We start from the raw sequence: 16,727 nt of genomic DNA on the forward strand, positions 1-16,727 counted from the left end.
CCGCCCAAAGCAGGGTGTGCGACGCGTGAAGGACTTGTTCAGCGTTGCCTTAACATCACGGGGTAGCGCCGCGATGGCGTCCAGCCCCTGTCCTGTCCAGCTTTCCATGGCTCCAGCCGCCCCACCCTCCCCTGCGCCCCACACCCCGCTACCGCCACGCCCGGCGCCGCGCAACTGCACCGACCTGTTCTGGTCCTTCACCTGGCTGGCGCTGCAGGGTTTTGGCGGCGTGTTGGCCGTGGTGCAGCGCGAACTGGTGGAACGCAAGCGCTGGATGACGAACGAGGAATTCGTCGAGGAATGGGCCGTGGCGCAGATCATGCCGGGCCCCAATGTGGTCAACCTGTCCATCACCATCGGCGACCGCTACTTCGGCTGGCGCGGCGCGCTGGCCGCGCTGGCCGGCATGCTGCTGTTTCCACTCATGCTGGTGCTGTCGCTGGCCGTGGTGTATGCCCAGTTTGCCAGCCACCCGGCCGTGGCCGGCGCCCTGCGTGGCATGGGCGCGGTGGCCGCCGGACTGATCGCAGGCACGGGCCTGAAGCTTTCGGCCACGCTGCGCACCCACCCGCTTGGGCCGGCGGTGTGCTCGGTGGTCACGGTGCTCACGGTGGTGGCCATGGCCGTGCTGCGCTGGCCGCTGATGTGGACGCTGCCGATCCTGGGCGGCGCGGCCTGCCTGCTCACCTGGCGAAAGCTCGCACCATGACCGGCGCCACCATCAGCCTGGGCTGGGCCGACTGGCTGCAGCTGTTCCTGTACTACATGTCGCTGTCGCTGCTGGCCGTGGGCGGTGCGATTGCCACCGCGCCCGACATGCACCGCTTCCTGGTGGAAAAGCAGGCCTGGCTGGCCGACCCGCAGTTCAATGCCTCCATCGCCATCGCCCAGGCCGCCCCCGGGCCGAACGTGCTCTTCATCGCCCTGCTGGGCTGGAACGTGGGCCTGAACGCGGGCGGCGCCGGCCCGCTGGGCTGGGCGCTGGGCGCCCTGGGCATGGCCGTGTGTATGGTGGGCGTGATGCTGCCCAGCAGCCTGCTGACTTGGCTGGCCACGCGCTGGGGCCACCGCAACCGCGAGCGGCGCGGGGTGCGCGCCTTCAAGCAGGGCATGGTGCCGGTGGTCATCGGCCTGCTGCTGGCCACCACCTGGGTACTGGCCCAGGCCCACGGCGGTTTGGCCACCGCCTGGCCACTGTGGCTGGCGACCGTGGTGACCATGCTGCTGGTGTGGAAGACGCGCCTGCACCTGCTGTGGATGCTGGGGGCCGGTGCGCTCCTCGGTGCCCTGGGCTATATGGGCTGACCGTTGATGTGCGAGCTGGATTTGATGTACAGCGTGATCGGGTTGCCTGCACCATCGTCGCCGGTGATCACCAGGGGCAATCCGCTGCCCTTGGCCGTCCACCCCGCTGATTGGCGCGCGCCATTTGTCCATTCGAACTTGCAGGCCGTATAGGTGCCGGCCGGCACGGTGATGCTTTCCTGGCCTCGATAGGTAAAGGTCTGCGCTTCGCGGACGGTGCTCGTCTGGGTTGGCAATCCCGGTATTTCCATGGTGGTCTGCCGCACCTCGTTCAAGGTGTAGCTCTCGTTCACGGCCAGCGAAAAATCGCGGATCCGGTTCACCGGGGTGTTCACGATCGTGGTTCGGGTACCTGCCAAGGGCACGTCCATGAGCACGATGCTTCCGTAGCGCAGCAGTACGGGCCCCTGCGGCGTGTTCTCCACGCTTTCGTACTCCCGCACGCGGGAGGTGAATGGGGGCGCCCCGGCCCGGCCCACCGACACGGTGCGCTCGGTTTCGATCACGCCCGTCTGCCCCGCAAAACTGGCCGGGCCATTGATGCGCCCCTCGGTGCTGAACTGCACGGCGCCGTCACTGGACTGCCAATCCCAACGGTAGGTCGTTCCCTGCTGCAACAGCACCGGGTTGAAGCAATCCGACGCGGCGCCGGTGCCCGTGCCGGGGGGAGGCACGGACGTGGTCTCGCACAGCGCAGCATTGAGCTGGCACATGGCCGCCGTCAGGTCCACGATCTGCCCCGCGGTCTGGGTCTGGCTGGCCACGAGAAACTTGCCATCGCTGAAGGCAAAGGCATTGCCCACCGAAGGGTAGAACCGGTAGGCATAGGGCCCGGCCATTCCGTCCTGCCCGGCACCGGGCGGAAAAAGGGCGGGGAACGAGCTTTCAAGCCATTGCCGCGCCGCGTCGCGGCTGGAGGGGCGTACCGACAGCTGCGCCTGGGCGGTGGCGGCAACCGATACGCCGAGTGCCAGCGCTGCAAAGCGCCTGATTGATGATCGCATCATGGTTTCTCCGGTGAAGGCGTAGACCAGGAGCTCTGCATACCCCGGCTTGCCAGATATCCCCGCGTGAACAGACCCTGTCACCTGCAAGGCACGGGTTCCCTGCAGGCTGGGCGAAGTGTCCTCTTTGCAGGGCACTGAAGTCCATAGGCCCACTGGCTGGCAGGCGCCCCCGCCGTGAACAACATCACGCACAGGCCTGCCCCTATCGCACGCACGAAGGGCGCTTGTCCCCAGCAGGACTCAAAAAAAGCAGCAACAATGCTTCCGAACAGTCCCCCGCATCCCCATCCAAGGAACCCCACTCCATGAACCTTCGTCCCCTCGGCCGCTCGGGCCTGCAAGTTTCCCCTCTGTGCTTTGGCGGCAACGTCTTCGGCTGGACGGCCGATGAGGCCACCTCGTTCCGGCTGCTCGACGCCTGGGTGGACGCCGGCTTCAACTTCGTCGACACGGCCGACGTGTACTCGCGCTGGGCGCCGGGCCACACGGGCGGCGAGTCCGAGGCGGTGATCGGCCGCTGGCTCAAGCAGAACGGCAAACGCAACCGCATCGTGCTGGCCACCAAGGTCGGCAAGGACATGGGCGACGGCAAGGTGGGCCTGCGCCCCGAGTACATCCGCCAGGCGGTGGACGCCTCGCTCACGCGCCTGCAGACCGACCACATCGACCTCTACCAGTCGCATGACGACGATGCCGCAGTGCCGCTGGCCGACACGCTGGGCGCCTACAGCGACCTGATCAAGGCCGGCAAGGTGCGCGCCATCGGCGCCTCCAACTTCACGGCGGCACGCCTGGCAGAATCCCTGCAGACCAGCGAAAGCCTGGGCCTGGCCCGCTACGAGAGCCTGCAGCCCCTGTTCAACCTGTACGACCGCGCCGTCTTCGAAAAGGAACTGCAGCCGCTGTGCGTGGAGCAAGGCGTGGGCGTGATCAACTTCTATGCGCTGGCCGCCGGCTTTCTGACCGGCAAGTACCGCACCGAGGCCGATGCCGCCAAGAGCGCCCGCGGCAAGAACACCACGGCAAAGTACCTCAACGAGCGCGGCCTGCGCATCCTGGGCGCGCTGGATACCGTGGCGGCCCGCATTGGCGCCACGCCCGGCCAGGTGGCCGTGGCCTGGCAGATCGTGCAGCCGGGCATCACCGCACCGATTGCCAGCGCCACCTCGCTGGCGCAGCTGCAGGACCTGGTCAAGGCCAGCCAGCTCACGCTGGACGCCGAAGCCTTGGCCACACTGGGTGCTGCCAGCGCGGAGTGAAAGGGTCAAAACCCACGGAAGCATTACACACCGTGGAATCGATGCGAACCTGGCATGCATAAAAAAAGCCCGTCACCACAGTGACGGGCTGGCTTCCAGGGTCCTCAAGAACCCAGGTCAATCACGATCACATGTGGTCGATCATCACCTGCCCGAAGCCCGAGCAGCTCACCTGCGTGGCCCCATCCATCAGCCGCGCGAAGTCATAAGTCACCTTCTTCGACGCAATCGACTTCTCCAGCGAGCTGATGATCAAATTGGCCGCCTCGATCCATCCCATGTGGCGCAGCATCATCTCGGCCGAGAGGATTTCGGAGCCGGGGTTCACATAGTCCTTGCCGGCGTACTTGGGGGCCGTGCCGTGGGTGGCTTCGAAGCAGGCTACCGAGTCGGACATGTTGGCGCCCGGCGCGATGCCGATGCCACCGACCTGGGCGGCCAGTGCGTCGGAGATGTAGTCGCCGTTGAGGTTGAGCGTGGCCACCACCGAGTATTCGGCGGGGCGCAGCAGGATCTGCTGCAGGAAGGCATCGGCGATGCTGTCCTTGATGGTGATGTCCTTGCCCGACTTGGGGCTCTTGAACTTGCACCAGGGGCCGCCGTCAATCAGCTCGGCGCCGAATTCCTTTTGCGCCAGGGCATAGGCCCAGTCGCGGAACCCGCCCTCGGTGTACTTCATGATGTTGCCCTTGTGCACGACGGTCACACTGGGCTTGTCGTTGTCAATGGCGTACTGGATGGCCTTGCGCACCAGGCGCTCGGTGCCTTCGCGCGAGACGGGCTTGACGCCGATGCCCGAGGTGTTGGGGAAGCGGATCTTCTTGACGCCCATCTCGTCCTGCAGGAACTTGATGAGCTTTTTGGCCTTGTCGGATTCGGCCTCGAACTCGATGCCGGCGTAGATGTCTTCCGAGTTCTCGCGGAAGATCACCATGTTGGTCTTTTCGGGCTCTTTCAGGGGCGAAGGCACGCCCTTGAAATACTGTACCGGGCGCAGGCAGACGTACAGGTCGAGCTCCTGGCGCAGGGCCACGTTCAGCGAGCGGATGCCGCCGCCCACGGGCGTGGTCAGCGGGCCCTTGATGGACACCACGTACTCGCGCAGCACGGCCAGCGTTTCCTCGGGCAGCCACACGTCGGGGCCGTAGACCTTGGTGGATTTTTCGCCCGCGTAGACCTCCATCCACTGGATCTTCTTTTTGCCGCCATAGGCCTTGGCCACGGCGGCATCGACCACCTTGATCATGACCGGCGTGATGTCCAGACCGGTACCGTCACCTTCGATGTAAGGAATGATCGGCTCGTCCGGCACATTCAGGGACATGTCGGCGTTGACGGTGATTTTCTGCCCTTGGGCAGGCACCTTGATGTGCTGGTAGCTGGTCATGGGCGAAGGTCTCCGTTGGATATCTGAAACACAATGGGGCAGGCCGTGCGGGGTGCAGCCAACCACAAAGATTCTATAGACAAAAAAATGCCGGAAAGCCCTGTCAACCGTGCGGGGGCTGCTATCGTTGCAGGTGGAGCTTCGTGAATTTTTTGCGAAGCCCTCAACCCGATAGTTCGTCTAGGAAATGGCATATATGAAAAAACTCCTCGCTGTCCTGATGGCTGGTCTGTTCTCTGCCGGTGCTTTCGCACAGGCCCCAGCCGCCCCTGCTGCCGCACCCGCTCCAGCAGCTGCTCCCGCAGCAGCCCCCGCCCCCATGGCCAAGGCGGCACCGGCCCACAAGCAGTCCAAGAAAATGGCACAGAAGAAGACCAAGAAGCACGCCAAGAAGGCCGCAGCCTGATGCGGCTGGGGGTTTGTGCCCTGCACTGACCCCTGCCCCGCTGGTTTGCTTCAGAATCGCCCGCAACTGCGGGCGTTTCCGTTTCTGGCGCCCGTCCCGTCATCCCGTTGCCGAAAGAGTCCCATGACCCGCCTGAGCCGTACCCGCCCCGCCGCCCGAGCCCTTGCCCCCCTTCGCCTGCTGGTCGCTGGCGTACTGGCCATGTCGCTTGCTGGCTTGGCTGCCACCGTCCAGGCCCAGGAAGGCCCGCAGCTGAACCTGCAGCGCGTGGAGCTCTCTGCCGGCATGCACCGCATCGATGCCCAGGTGGCCATGGCCCCCGTGGAGCGCCAGATCGGCCTGATGAACCGCCCCGAGATGCCCCAGCACGAGGGCATGCTGTTCGTCTTCGAGCAGCCCAGCGAGCAGTGCTTCTGGATGAAGAACACGCTGCTGCCGCTGACGGCCGCCTTCGTCGCGGACGACGGCACCATCGTCAATCTGGAAGACATGAAGCCCCAGACGCTGGATTCGCACTGCTCCAAGAAGCCCGTGCGCTTCGTGCTGGAGATGAACCAGGGCTGGTTTGCCAAAAAGGGTATCAAGGCGGGCTTCAAGCTAGGTGGCGCGCCCTTCTCGCGCAAGTGAACCTGCTGCGCCCATAAAAAAACGGCCCGAAGGCCGTTTTTTTGTGCCCACCCGGCAAGGGCAGGCAGGCCGGTAGCCGGCAATCAGGCGAAGTTGGCTTCGGCGAACTTCCAGTTGACCAGCTTGTCCAGGAAGGTTTCGACGAACTTGGGGCGCATGTTGCGGTAGTCGATGTAGTACGCGTGTTCCCACACGTCCACCGTCAGCAGGGCCTTGTCGGCAGTGGTCAGGGGCGTGCCGGCGGCGCCGGTGTTCACGATGTCGACGCTGCCGTCGGCCTTCTTCACCAGCCAGGTCCAGCCCGAACCGAAGTTGCCCACGGCGCTCTTGACGAAGGCTTCCTTGAAGGCGGCGTAGCTGCCCCACTTGGCGGTGATGGCCGCAGCCAGCGCGCCCGATGGCTCGCCACCGCCGGCGGGTGCCATGCAGTTCCAGAAGAAGGTGTGGTTCCAGATCTGGGCGGCGTTGTTGTAGATGCCGCCGCTGGCCTTCTTGATGATCTCCTCAAGGGTCATCGTCTCGAATTCCGTGCCCTTTTGCAGGTTGTTGAGGTTCACCACGTAGGCATTGTGGTGCTTGCCGTGGTGGTACTCCAGCGTTTCCTGGCTGTAGTTCGGGGCCAGGGCGTCGATGGCGTAGGGCAGCGGGGGAAGGGTATGTTCCATGGTGTTTTCCTCGTGGTGGTTTGAATTGTGGTGGGCCCGCTGCGCCATGAGTTCCACGCGGCGTGCCTGTGGGTGAACGGGCATTGTAGGAAGAACATGTAACCTGTGCAGAGAAGGGTGCAACGATTCGTCATAGTCCATGACAATGCCGCGATTGTCCTACAGCAAACGCGCCTGTGCAGCAGCGGTGACGTCGACCACGCCATCGGCCAGCGTGGCGCGCAGCGCGTCGCCAGGATGCACCTGGCGCACGCTGGTGACTGCGTGGCCATCCGCATCGGCCAGCAGCGCATAGCCGCGCTGCAGCACCAGGCGCGGGTCGAGCAGCTCCAGGCGCAGCGCGGCGCGGTCGACCCGGTCGCGCAGGCCGTCGATGCGGCGCTGCACCTGCAAGGGCAGTGCCGCAGCGGCGGCCTGCTGCGCCTGCTCCATGCGCTGCAGGCGCAGCAGCACGGTGTGGCGCATGCGCTGGGCCATGCGCGCCATCTGCATCTGCTCGCGTGCCACCAGGCCCGAGGGGCGGCCCAGGCGGGCGGCGGCCTGGTCCAGGCGTTGGTGGCGGGCATCGAGTTGGCGCTGCAGTCCGTCGGCAATGCGGCCTTCGATCAGTTCCAGGGCACCCAGCCACACCTCGCGCGGCTGCGCCACCAGCTCGGCCGCCGCCGTGGGCGTAGGTGCGCGCAGGTCGGCGCAGAAGTCGGCGATGGTGAAGTCGGTCTCGTGCCCCACGCCGCTGACCAGCGGCACCGGGCTTTGCACGATGGTGCGGGCCAGGTGCTCGTCGTTGAAGGCCCACAGGTCCTCGATGGAGCCGCCGCCGCGCACCAGCAGGATGGTGTCGATGGCCGGCTGGCTGGCCGAAGGCCCCTGCTCCGCCAGCCGGTACAGCCGGTTGAGCGCGGAAATGATGGACTGCGGCGCGGCTGCGCCCTGCACCTGGGCGGGTGCCAGCACCACGGGGATGTGCGGCACCCGGCGGCGCAGCGCCGTGACCACATCGTGCAGTGCGGCTGCGCCGAGCGACGTGACCAGGCCAATGCCACTCGGCTGCACGGGCAGTGGCCGCTTGCGGGCGCCGTCGAACAGGCCTTCGGCCTCCAGCTGGGCCTTCAGGCGCAGGAACTGCTCGAACAGCGCGCCCTGGCCGGCGCGCTGCATGCTTTCCACAATGAACTGCAGGTCGCCCCGGGCTTCGTACACCCCGAGCTTGCCGCGCACTTCCACCAATTCGCCATCGCGCGGCGAAAAGTCAAGCAGGCTGGCGGCGCGGCGGAACATGGCACAACGCAACTGGCCCTGAGCGTCTTTTACCGAGAAGTAGCAATGCCCGCTGGATGCGCGCGAGAAGCCCGTGATCTCGCCGCGCACCGCGACAGGATTGAAGCGCGCCTCCAGCGCATCAGCAATGGCGCGGCACAGCGCGCCAACTTCCCACACGCGGGGCGCCACTGTGGGGCTTCCACGCTCAAACATGAGCAACGGCGGCCATTGGCGCCCCATTGGCAGGCCGAGTCTTCCACAGAAGCGGCGATGCAGCGGCAACAGGTGCCGGATAACCACTTGCCCACGGCAAATCACGAGAGCACGTGCAAGTCATTGATTTATATGTATTTTTCACTGCGCAATTTTTCATCAATCTGTTGCAAGCACGGCGCCAAGCCACTTTGCGGGCCTGAGCGACCCGGTTGCCCACAAAGTTATCCACAGATTTTGTGGGTGACGCTGCGGTCACCCGGGGCATCCGCCAAGGTAACGGTTTGTGACGAAAAGTGGCCAGCAAGCTGGGCCATAATCGCCGATTGCCCCTCATCTGCGCGGAGAGAGATTTGCTGTCCATCATACAAGCCGCAGGCTGGCCCATCTGGCCGCTGATCGTGTGTTCCATCCTCGGTATGGCCCTGGTTATCGAACGTTTCGTGGCCCTCAAGACGGCCCGTGTCGCGCCGCCCAAGCTGCTCGACGAAGCCATCACCGTTTCGTCGAAAAGCCTGCCCACACCCGACGTGGTGAACCAGCTGGCGCAGAACTCTGCTTTGGGCGAGGTGCTGGCCAGTGGCCTGCGCACGCTCAACAGCAACCCCCAGTGCAGCGAGGCCGATCTGCGTGCCGCCATGGAGGGCACGGGCCGCTCCGTCGCCCACCGGCTCGAAAAATACCTCAGCGCCCTGGCCACCATTGCTTCGGCGGCCCCCTTGCTCGGCCTGCTGGGCACGGTCATCGGCATGATCGAGATCTTCGGCTCGCAGACCGGCAGCGGCGGCGTGGGGCAGGCCATGGGCGGGGGCAACCCTGCCCGGCTGGCGCACGGCATCTCGATCGCCCTCTACAACACGGCCTTCGGCCTGATCGTGGCCATCCCGGCGCTGATCTTCTGGCGCTACTTCCGTAGCCGCGTCGATGCCTACCTGCTGACCCTGGAACTGGCCTCGGAACAGTTCGTGCGCCACATCCTGCGCCACAAGAAGTGACGGGGCGGCCATGAACTTCCGCCCCCGCGCCAAGGAAGAGCCCGAGATCAACCTGATCCCGTTCATCGACGTGCTGCTGGTGATCCTCATCTTTTTGATGCTGACCACCACCTACAGCAAGTTCACCGAGTTGCAGCTGACCCTGCCCGTGGCCGATGCCGACCAGCAACGCGACCACCCCAAGGAAGTGGTGGTCGCGGTGGCGGCGGATGGCCGCTATGCGGTCAACAAGACTGGCGTGGAAGGCAAGAGCGTCGACGCCGTGGCCCGCGCACTGCGCGAGGCGTCTGCCGCCATCGGCAAGGACAGCGTGGTCATCATCAGCGCCGATGCGATGTCGCCCCACCAGGCCGTGGTGACGGTGATGGAGGCCGCGCGCCGCGTGGGCCTGACGCAGATCACGTTTGCCACCCAGTCATCGGCTGGCGCGAGCGCAGGCAGCGGCCGCTAGCGGACATGGCTGCCGCGGGGCCGCAGCCGCCCTCGTCTGCCGGCCTGGTGCAGGCCTGGCAATCCCGGGGCCTTGCGGCCTGGGCTCTGTGGCCCGTCTCCCTGCCTTACAGCCTCCTGGTGCGGCTTCGCCGGGCCCTTTACCGCCACGGCACACTGCGCTCTGAACACCCTGGGCGCCCGACCATCGTGGTGGGCAACGTGATTGCCGGCGGCGCCGGCAAGACCCCGGTAGTCATGGCCTTGGTGCAGCACCTCAAGGCCCGGGGGCTCAAGCCAGGCGTCATCTCGCGCGGCTATGGCCGCAGCACCACCGACTGCCGCGAGGTGCTGGCCGACAGCCCGGCCAGCGAGGTCGGCGATGAGCCCGCCCTGATCGCCCGCAGCTGCGGTGTGCCGGTCTTCGTGGACCGCCAGCGCACAACCGCAGCGCGCGCGCTGCTGGCGCGCTACCCGGGTACCGACGTGATCGTCTGCGACGACGGCCTGCAGCACCTGGCGCTGCAGCGCGACCTGGAGGTCTGCGTCTTCAACGACCAGGGTGTTGGCAACGGCTTTCTGCTGCCCGCCGGGCCGCTGCGCGAGCCCTGGCCGCGTGCGGTGGACTGGGTGCTGCACCCCGATACCACGGCAGCCCCTGCCGGCACGGCAGCCGCGTTTGCATTGCGGCGCGGCCTGGCCGACCATGCCGTGCGCGCCGACGGCAGCAGCCTGCCCCTGCAGTCGCTGCGCGGCCAGCCCGTGCATGCCCTGGCGGCAATCGCCCGGCCCGAGGACTTCTTTGGCATGCTGCGGGCCCGGGGGCTGACCCTGGCGCGCACCAGCGCCCTGCCAGACCACCACGACTTCACCGGCTGGACCGATGGGGCTGGCGCAACGCAGGGCGGACAGTTGCCCCTGCTGTGCACGGCCAAGGATGCCGTGAAGCTCTGGCCACTGCGCCCCGACGCCCTGGCGGTGCCATTGGAGGTGGGCCTGGACCCGGCCTTTTTCGCGGCACTGGACGCCCGGTTGGCCACATTGGTACCGCCACCCTCGCTATCATCGCCCCTGCCCGCCCCCTAGGATTGAACGAACGTTTGCTGGAAAGCTGCCGCCATGGACCCCAAACTGCTTGAACTGCTGGTCTGCCCCGTCACCAAGGGCCCGCTGACCTTTGACCGCGAGCACCAGGAACTCGTCTCGCGCAGCGCGCGCCTGGCGTACCCGGTGCGCGACGGCATCCCGGTGCTGCTCGAAAACGAGGCGCGCACGCTGACCGACGAAGAAATCGAGGCATGAGCGCGGTGGCCGCATCCGAAGCCTTCACCGTCGTGATTCCGGCGCGCATGGCCTCGAGCCGCCTGCCGGACAAGCCCCTGGCCGACATTGCCGGCCTGCCCATGGTGGTGCGCGTGGCGCAGCGCGCCGCGCTGAGTGGCGCCGCCCGCGTGGTGGTGGCCGCCGATGACGCCCGTGTGCTGCAGGCCTGCCAGGCGCATGGCGTACCTGCCATCCTGACCCGCACCAACCACGCCAGCGGCAGCGACCGCCTGGCCGAGGCCTGCGAGCAATTGGGTCTGTCTGGCGACGACATCGTGGTCAATGTGCAGGGCGACGAGCCGCTGATGGACCCCGGCCTCATCGATGCCGTGGCGGCCCTGCTGCCGGCGCGGCCCGAGGCCAGCATGGGCACGGCGGCCCACGCCATCGCCACCCTGGCTGACTACGAGAGCCCGAATGTGGTGAAGGTCGTGCTCGATGCACGCGGCCTGGCGCACTACTTCAGCCGCGCGCCCATCCCGCTCGCACGTGACCATGCGGGCACTGCGTGGTGGGACAACGCCACGGGCGCCGTGCCCGCCGGCTTTGCCCCGTTGCGCCACATCGGAATCTACAGCTACCGCGCGGGTTTTCTGCGCGCCTTTCCCACGCTGACGCAGGCCCCCACCGAGGTGATGGAAGCGCTTGAGCAGCTGCGCGCGCTGTGGCATGGCCACCGCATTGCCGTGCACGTCACCGATACCGCGCCCGGCCCCGGCGTGGACACGCCGCAAGACCTGGAGCGCGTGCGCGCCCTGTTGGCGTAGGCCGGCGGATGCCCCGCAGGGGCCGGCAAATGCCCCATGCTGGTGCGCAAACGGGCCATCCTACGCATTTATACGCACGCCATATCGCGCGTGTAAGCCAGTGCAAGGCGGTCACATGCTATCCTCGACCGCAACGAGAGCATTGCATCCCGGGCCCCACAAGCGCCTGCGCGAGCACTGCCGTTGCAGCACACCCCCGCAGGCCCCGCCCCATCCGTGGAGCACTGCGGTCTTTTTTTGCTGTCATGGCCGTGATCGAGCGCCCGCGCGTGGTGCAGCCCCAGCCAGCATTGCCAGCCGATTTCTAACCTTCGAGGACCTTCATGAGACTGATTCTGTTGGGCGCGCCTGGCGCCGGAAAGGGCACGCAAGCCACGTTCATCTGCCAGAAGTACGGCATTCCGCAGATTTCCACCGGAGACATGCTGCGGGCAGCCGTCAAGGCAGGCACTCCGCTGGGCCTGCAGGCCGATGCCATCATGAAGTCGGGCGCCCTGGTCAGCGACGACCTGATCATCAACCTCGTCAAGGAACGCATTGCCCAGCCCGACTGCGCCAAGGGCTTCCTGTTCGACGGCTTCCCCCGCACCATCCCCCAGGCCGATGCCATGAAGGCTGCGGGCGTGAAGCTCGACCACGTGCTGGAGATCGATGTGCCCTTCGAGGCCATCGTCGAACGCATGAGCGGCCGCCGCTCGCACCCCGCCAGCGGCCGCACCTACCACGTCAAGTTCAACCCACCCAAGGTGGAAGGCAAGGACGACGTGACCGGTGAAGACCTGATCCAGCGCGACGACGACAAGGAAGAGACCGTCAAGAAGCGCCTGCAGGTCTACAGCGACCAGACCCGCCCCCTGGTGGACTACTACAGCCAGTGGGCCAAGGCCGACCCGGCCGCCGCCCCCAAGTACCACGCCATCAGCGGCATGGGCAGCGTGGACGACATCACGCAGCGCGCCTTCACGGCCCTTTCCAGCTGACCCGCTGTGACCCGCTGTGACCTGCTGACCTGCTGACCTGCTGATTTTTCAGCGGCACCAACGACAAAGCCGGGCATGCCCGGCTTTGTCGTTTTCTCACGGGTGCTTCGCACCCGCCATGCTTACTTCTTGGGGGCCGGCGTGGCAGGCACGGGCATGTTCGGCATGGTTGGCATGCCGGGCTTCTGGCCTGGCGCGCAGGCTCCCACCCAGCGCGCCTCGATCACCGAGGTGTCGCTGGACTTGCCCATCATCGGCGGATTGAAGGTACTGTTGACCACGACCTTGTAGGCGCTGGTGAAATCGCCCGTGGCCACGCTCTTGGAGGTGACACTGATCGAACCCATCTTGCACTCCGCGCTGCCGGTGATGGTGTTTCCCTCACGCTTCATGTCATTCTTGCTGCACATAGTCTTGGACGTCTCCAGGGCCATCTTCTGCATCTGTGTTTCGAAGGCCTCATCGGTGCACTGCTGCATGACCATGGGGGGCGCACCCTCACCGGAGGTGGACTTCATCTCCCACAGCCCCGGCTTGCGCTTGGGCAGCTCCAGGGATTGCGCAGGCAGGGCTGCCAGCGCCACGGCAGCGGCTACGAGAGAAAGGGATACAAAGCGCATGACGACGACTCCTGCAAAGTAATGTGCCGGATGATAGTGGCGGTAAACCCAGCGCTGCACGCAGCGAAGCACATCAAGGAAACGAAACGTGCACTATTCGACGATCCCGGCGCCCACCCGTCGGGCCATCAGAGATCAGGCCGGGCTCGAGCGCAGCCCGTAGACCTTGCCATCCACAAAGAGGTACTCGGCCCGCAGCACCGCATCGCCCTTTTCCTCGCGCAGCGTGAAGCCCAGTACCGAGATCGCTGTGCCCGGCTTGATCTCGGCCACCTGCCAGGCCTGCATGCGGGTCAGCGGGGCCAGCTCGATCTCCCACTTGCGGTCCTTGCGCGTGGGCAGCACGGCACGGGCCAGCAGGGCCTTGCCATCGACCGGCGCCGTCTGCGCGGGCAAGGCGCGCTGCGCCAGGTTGGGCGGCAGTGCCAGGTTGGCGGGCAGCTCCAGCTCCAGCTCGGCATGCGGGTTCTGCCAGCGCACCTTGCGCACCGTGCCTTCGAGGTAGATAGGGCGATCCGCGTCGAAGCTGCTCCAGCCGTGGTGGGCATGGGCCGCCAGAGGAACCAAGGGAAGAACACTGGCCACGGCGAGAACCTGGCGACGCTGCAAAGGCATGAAAATTCTCCTTTCGAATGTCAGAGGTACGCGATCCACCGGCCACAGGCGACGATGGCGAGCCAGATGAAGGTGGACAGCAGCATCTGCGCCCGCGCCAGACCATCCAGCCGTGCGAGCGAACCACGCCCATGAAACCACGCCGCGTTGCAGCCGGCAAGCATCAACAACAGCATCTTCAGGGTGAAGGCCCGGTTGGCGAGCAGCTCCTGCGGCTGGGTGGCGAACATCACCAGGCCCGACAGGGCCGCCATGCCAAAGCCGCACAGTGCCAGCGAGAGGCTCAGGCGCGCCAGGTCCCGGGGCGGCAACGCGGCCCCCAGGCCAAAGACCCGCAGCTCCAGCAGCACCAGGTTGCCCAGCAGCAGCGCGATGCCCACGATGTGCACCACCTCCAGCGCGGGGTAGGCCCAAACATGGGAGCGGAGTGCGGTGAACATAAAGGGCTTCCTGGCGTGGTGATCAGTGCAACAACTCGAGCATCAGCGTGATGCGGGCCTTGACGGGCGACAGGCCGGGCGCGGCCGCAAAGGCATCGCCGGCCGTGGGCAGCAACCGCCCTTCGGCGCAGCGCGTGGAACGCACCACACGCACACCCACCGCCTGCGCACGCGCCAGCGCGTCCCCCAGGGTATGGTGGATGGTGCCATTGCCTGTGCAGGCCACCACCAGCCCCTGCACGCCCTCACGCACCAAGGCATCCACCGCGCGGCCACTGGCCCCTGCATGGCTCACGACCATTTCCACCCAGGGCCAGGGGGAGTCGGCCGGCAAGGCGGCAATGGCGGTGGCAGCCGTGCCGCCAGTCGCCTGGGGCCAAGCCTGCACCAAGCGGGCCGCGCCCTCCTCCACCCACCCCAAGGGCCCGGCATCACCGGAGCTGAACGGGTCCACCCGGTAGGGGTGCACCTTCTGCACGCGCTGCGCGCCATGGATGGTGCCGGCAGCCACCACCACCACGCCCTGCGCACCGGCGGTGGCGGCCACGGCCACGGCGTCGAGCAGGTTCTGCGGGCCATCGGGCACCAGCGCGGTCGATGGGCGCATGGCGCAGGTCAGCACCACGGGCTTCGAGGCATGGAGCACCGAATGCAGGAACCAGGCCGTCTCTTCGATGGTGTCGGTGCCATGGGTGATGACGACACCGCGCACGGCCGGGTCCCGCATGCACTCGGCGCAGCGCAGCGCCAGGGCACGCCACACGCCCATCTCCATGTCCTTGCTGTCGATCTGGGCCACCTGCTCGACCACCAGGGGCCCGCCAGCCACCGCTTCAAGCCCGGGAACCGCCGCCAGCAGCTCCCCCACCCCCACCTGTGCGGCCGTGTAGCCGATGTTGTCCCCCGCCTGCGCAGCGGTGCCGGCAATGGTGCCGCCCGTACCCAGAACCACAATTTTTTGCGCACTCACTTGCATACTCCGAAAAACTGGTGAAAAATACAGCTACTGGATTAAAAAACAGTCATTTGCCACTTTACCGGCACACACTGGAAACCACCATGCTCGACAACCCCAAGCTCACGGCCCGCCAGCAACAGATTCTGGACCTGATCCAGACCGCCATTGCGCGCACCGGCGCCCCCCCTACCCGCGCCGAGATCGCGACCGAGCTGGGCTTCAAGTCCGCCAACGCTGCCGAAGAGCACCTGCAGGCCCTGGCCCGTAAGGGCGTGATCGAACTGGTCAGCGGCACGTCGCGCGGCATCCGCCTGCGCGGCGAAACCGTGCGCTCCATCAACGCAGCGCGCGGCACCCAGTTCAGCCTGCCCATTCCCGGCCTGTCGCAGCTGATGCTGCCGCTGATCGGCCGGGTCGCGGCGGGCTCGCCCATTCTCGCGCAGGAGCATGTCGATCAGACCTACAGCGTGGAAAACAGCCTTTTCCAGCACAAGCCCGATTACCTGCTCAAGGTGCGCGGCATGTCCATGCGCGACGCCGGCATCATGGATGGCGACCTGCTGGCCGTACAGTCCACGCGCGAGGCGCGCAATGGCCAGATCATCGTGGCCCGCCTGGGGGATGACGTCACCGTCAAACGCCTGCGCCGCACGGCCACCGGCATCGAGCTGCTGCCCGAGAACCCCGATTACCCGGTAATCACCGTGCAGCCCGGCGAGCCCTTCGAGATCGAAGGCCTGGCGGTCGGCCTGATCCGCAACACCATGCTCATGTAGCGCCACGGGTCCGCGGCACCCCCTGCGCAAGGCAGGGATGCCGCAAAGGACCCGGCGTGCATGGCCTAGGTGGCGGGCGTTTGGCTTGCGGGGTGCGGAGTTTCCGCGCCACTGCGGGTCAGCCCTGGGCTCGTGCACATCCCTCGCAATCCTGCCTGTGTTCACCACCGACCTTCGGAGTCTTCACATGGGAATTGCTTCTTTGACCCTCTCGGCCTTCTCGCAACCGCTGCATGCCCTGGCACGCTGGCTGCAGCCGGCCATGCATGGCGGGCACGATACCGCTGCAGCACGGCCACGCACCTGCAAGGCACCGCTGCCAGCCACCATCCAGGTGCCTGCATGGCCGGGTGCAGTTGCAGCCCGCATGCCGCGTGACGAGCCCACGCTGGCAGCAGCAGGAAGCCGCTCGCCAACCCCTGCCCCAGGCACCGAAGCCCCGTGCAGCCATGCCCAGACACGCCGCGTGGTACGGGTGCTCCGGACAGCCGCCTCGGGTGCCGATGCAGGGCGCCTCGTGATCTCAGGCCGCATGGCCGATGTCTGCGCGGAGCTCGACCGCATGGCCGCCCGCGAGGCACTGCAGCACTGAAGAGCGCTCATCACCCCATGGGCATGGCGGGCAAGGCCGACAGGGGCCTCGCCGGGCCATGGACTGCGCATGGGCCCAGTACAAGTGCGGGGCGGCGCTCCTG

Annotated in this window: 21 protein-coding genes; 13 read left to right on the plus strand and 8 right to left on the minus strand. The window is 66.6% G+C overall.

Annotated elements, in window-relative coordinates; genetic code table 11:
* The first annotated feature begins 106 nt into the window (after nucleotides 1-106).
* Together ASE28_RS17315 and ASE28_RS17320 are read left to right on the plus strand one after the other, a co-directional pair.
* On the plus strand, nucleotides 107-709 hold the full coding sequence (locus ASE28_RS17315; RefSeq protein WP_057267727.1) for a chromate transporter: 603 nt from the start codon (nucleotides 107-109) through the stop codon (nucleotides 707-709).
* Nucleotides 706-1,305: a chromate transporter gene (locus tag ASE28_RS17320; protein ID WP_057267729.1), complete on the plus strand. Its 600-nt coding sequence runs from the start codon at nucleotides 706-708 to the stop codon at nucleotides 1,303-1,305. The genes ASE28_RS17315 and ASE28_RS17320 overlap by 4 nt, the downstream gene beginning before the upstream one ends.
* On the opposite strand, the gene ASE28_RS17325 is transcribed toward ASE28_RS17320, so the two are convergent.
* A complete protein-coding gene (locus tag ASE28_RS17325) occupies nucleotides 1,293-2,309 on the minus strand; it encodes a hypothetical protein (protein ID WP_157422012.1) in 1,017 nt (338 codons plus the stop codon). The two genes, ASE28_RS17320 and ASE28_RS17325, sit on opposite strands and share 13 nt — an antisense overlap.
* Nucleotides 2,310-2,617: 308 nt before the next feature.
* On the opposite strand from ASE28_RS17325, the gene ASE28_RS17330 reads away from it, so the two are divergent.
* Nucleotides 2,618-3,571, plus strand: a complete 954-nt coding sequence (locus ASE28_RS17330) for an aldo/keto reductase (RefSeq protein WP_057267736.1) — start codon at nucleotides 2,618-2,620, stop codon at nucleotides 3,569-3,571.
* A gap of 127 nt (nucleotides 3,572-3,698) precedes the next feature.
* Here the strand turns inward: ASE28_RS17330 and icd are convergent, their stop codons facing one another.
* Nucleotides 3,699-4,958, minus strand: a complete 1,260-nt coding sequence (gene icd, locus ASE28_RS17335) for an NADP-dependent isocitrate dehydrogenase (protein ID WP_057203147.1) — start codon at nucleotides 4,956-4,958, stop codon at nucleotides 3,699-3,701.
* 196 nt (nucleotides 4,959-5,154) lie between these two features.
* Between icd and ASE28_RS17340 the strand changes: the two genes are divergently transcribed.
* Together ASE28_RS17340 and ASE28_RS17345 are read left to right on the plus strand one after the other, a co-directional pair.
* Nucleotides 5,155-5,364 carry a hypothetical protein gene (locus ASE28_RS17340; protein WP_057267738.1) on the plus strand — a complete coding sequence of 70 codons (210 nt, stop codon included), beginning with the start codon at nucleotides 5,155-5,157 and terminating at the stop codon, nucleotides 5,362-5,364.
* Between the two features lie 201 nt (nucleotides 5,365-5,565).
* Nucleotides 5,566-5,991 carry a DUF192 domain-containing protein gene (locus ASE28_RS17345; protein WP_235514598.1) on the plus strand — a complete coding sequence of 142 codons (426 nt, stop codon included), beginning with the start codon at nucleotides 5,566-5,568 and terminating at the stop codon, nucleotides 5,989-5,991.
* Nucleotides 5,992-6,074: 83 nt separating this feature from the next.
* Here the strand turns inward: ASE28_RS17345 and ASE28_RS33110 are convergent, their stop codons facing one another.
* On the minus strand, nucleotides 6,075-6,656 hold the full coding sequence (locus ASE28_RS33110; RefSeq protein WP_057203271.1) for a superoxide dismutase: 582 nt from the start codon (nucleotides 6,654-6,656) through the stop codon (nucleotides 6,075-6,077).
* A 159-nt stretch (nucleotides 6,657-6,815) separates the two neighbouring features.
* Nucleotides 6,816-8,129 carry an exodeoxyribonuclease VII large subunit gene (gene xseA / locus ASE28_RS33115; protein WP_057267866.1) on the minus strand — a complete coding sequence of 438 codons (1,314 nt, stop codon included), beginning with the start codon at nucleotides 8,127-8,129 and terminating at the stop codon, nucleotides 6,816-6,818.
* Nucleotides 8,130-8,482: 353 nt separating this feature from the next.
* On the opposite strand from xseA, the gene ASE28_RS17360 reads away from it, so the two are divergent.
* From ASE28_RS17360 to adk, 6 genes are all read left to right on the plus strand, one after another.
* Nucleotides 8,483-9,124, plus strand: a complete 642-nt coding sequence (locus ASE28_RS17360) for a MotA/TolQ/ExbB proton channel family protein (protein WP_057267740.1) — start codon at nucleotides 8,483-8,485, stop codon at nucleotides 9,122-9,124.
* 10 nt (nucleotides 9,125-9,134) lie between these two features.
* On the plus strand, nucleotides 9,135-9,575 hold the full coding sequence (locus tag ASE28_RS17365; protein ID WP_057203152.1) for a biopolymer transporter ExbD: 441 nt from the start codon (nucleotides 9,135-9,137) through the stop codon (nucleotides 9,573-9,575).
* Nucleotides 9,576-9,580: 5 nt separating this feature from the next.
* A complete protein-coding gene (gene lpxK, locus ASE28_RS17370) occupies nucleotides 9,581-10,639 on the plus strand; it encodes a tetraacyldisaccharide 4'-kinase (RefSeq protein ID WP_057267742.1) in 1,059 nt (352 codons plus the stop codon).
* 33 nt (nucleotides 10,640-10,672) lie between these two features.
* Complete coding sequence (locus ASE28_RS17375) at nucleotides 10,673-10,855, plus strand: Trm112 family protein (protein WP_057203154.1); 183 nt, start codon at nucleotides 10,673-10,675, stop codon at nucleotides 10,853-10,855.
* The gene (gene kdsB / locus ASE28_RS17380) at nucleotides 10,852-11,643 is read left to right on the plus strand and encodes a 3-deoxy-manno-octulosonate cytidylyltransferase (RefSeq protein WP_057267744.1); all 792 of its coding nucleotides are present in this window, start codon (nucleotides 10,852-10,854) and stop codon (nucleotides 11,641-11,643) included. The genes ASE28_RS17375 and kdsB overlap by 4 nt, the downstream gene beginning before the upstream one ends.
* A 323-nt stretch (nucleotides 11,644-11,966) precedes the next feature.
* A complete protein-coding gene (gene adk, locus ASE28_RS17385) occupies nucleotides 11,967-12,623 on the plus strand; it encodes an adenylate kinase (RefSeq protein ID WP_057203156.1) in 657 nt (218 codons plus the stop codon).
* Between the two features lie 122 nt (nucleotides 12,624-12,745).
* Here the strand turns inward: adk and ASE28_RS17390 are convergent, their stop codons facing one another.
* From ASE28_RS17390 to ASE28_RS17405, 4 genes are all read right to left on the minus strand, one after another.
* On the minus strand, nucleotides 12,746-13,243 hold the full coding sequence (locus ASE28_RS17390; RefSeq protein WP_057267746.1) for a DUF3617 family protein: 498 nt from the start codon (nucleotides 13,241-13,243) through the stop codon (nucleotides 12,746-12,748).
* Nucleotides 13,244-13,378: 135 nt separating this feature from the next.
* Nucleotides 13,379-13,858 (minus strand): DUF6152 family protein, encoded by a 480-nt coding sequence (locus ASE28_RS17395; RefSeq protein WP_057267748.1) that lies wholly within the window; start codon nucleotides 13,856-13,858, stop codon nucleotides 13,379-13,381.
* A 20-nt stretch (nucleotides 13,859-13,878) separates the two neighbouring features.
* Nucleotides 13,879-14,298: a hypothetical protein gene (locus ASE28_RS17400; RefSeq protein ID WP_057267750.1), complete on the minus strand. Its 420-nt coding sequence runs from the start codon at nucleotides 14,296-14,298 to the stop codon at nucleotides 13,879-13,881.
* Between the two features lie 22 nt (nucleotides 14,299-14,320).
* A complete protein-coding gene (locus tag ASE28_RS17405; RefSeq protein WP_057267752.1) occupies nucleotides 14,321-15,274 on the minus strand; it encodes an asparaginase in 954 nt (317 codons plus the stop codon).
* Between the two features lie 83 nt (nucleotides 15,275-15,357).
* Here ASE28_RS17405 and lexA point away from each other — a divergent pair, with 83 nt between their 5' ends.
* Nucleotides 15,358-16,032: a transcriptional repressor LexA gene (gene lexA / locus ASE28_RS17410; protein ID WP_057203161.1), complete on the plus strand. Its 675-nt coding sequence runs from the start codon at nucleotides 15,358-15,360 to the stop codon at nucleotides 16,030-16,032.
* A 187-nt stretch (nucleotides 16,033-16,219) separates the two neighbouring features.
* The gene (locus tag ASE28_RS17415) at nucleotides 16,220-16,624 is read left to right on the plus strand and encodes a hypothetical protein (protein ID WP_082608114.1); all 405 of its coding nucleotides are present in this window, start codon (nucleotides 16,220-16,222) and stop codon (nucleotides 16,622-16,624) included.
* Nucleotides 16,625-16,727 lie beyond the last annotated feature (103 nt).

It is taken from the genome of Acidovorax sp. Root219, from assembly GCF_001428665.1.
Taxonomy (GTDB): Bacteria; Pseudomonadota; Gammaproteobacteria; order Burkholderiales; family Burkholderiaceae_C; genus Acidovorax.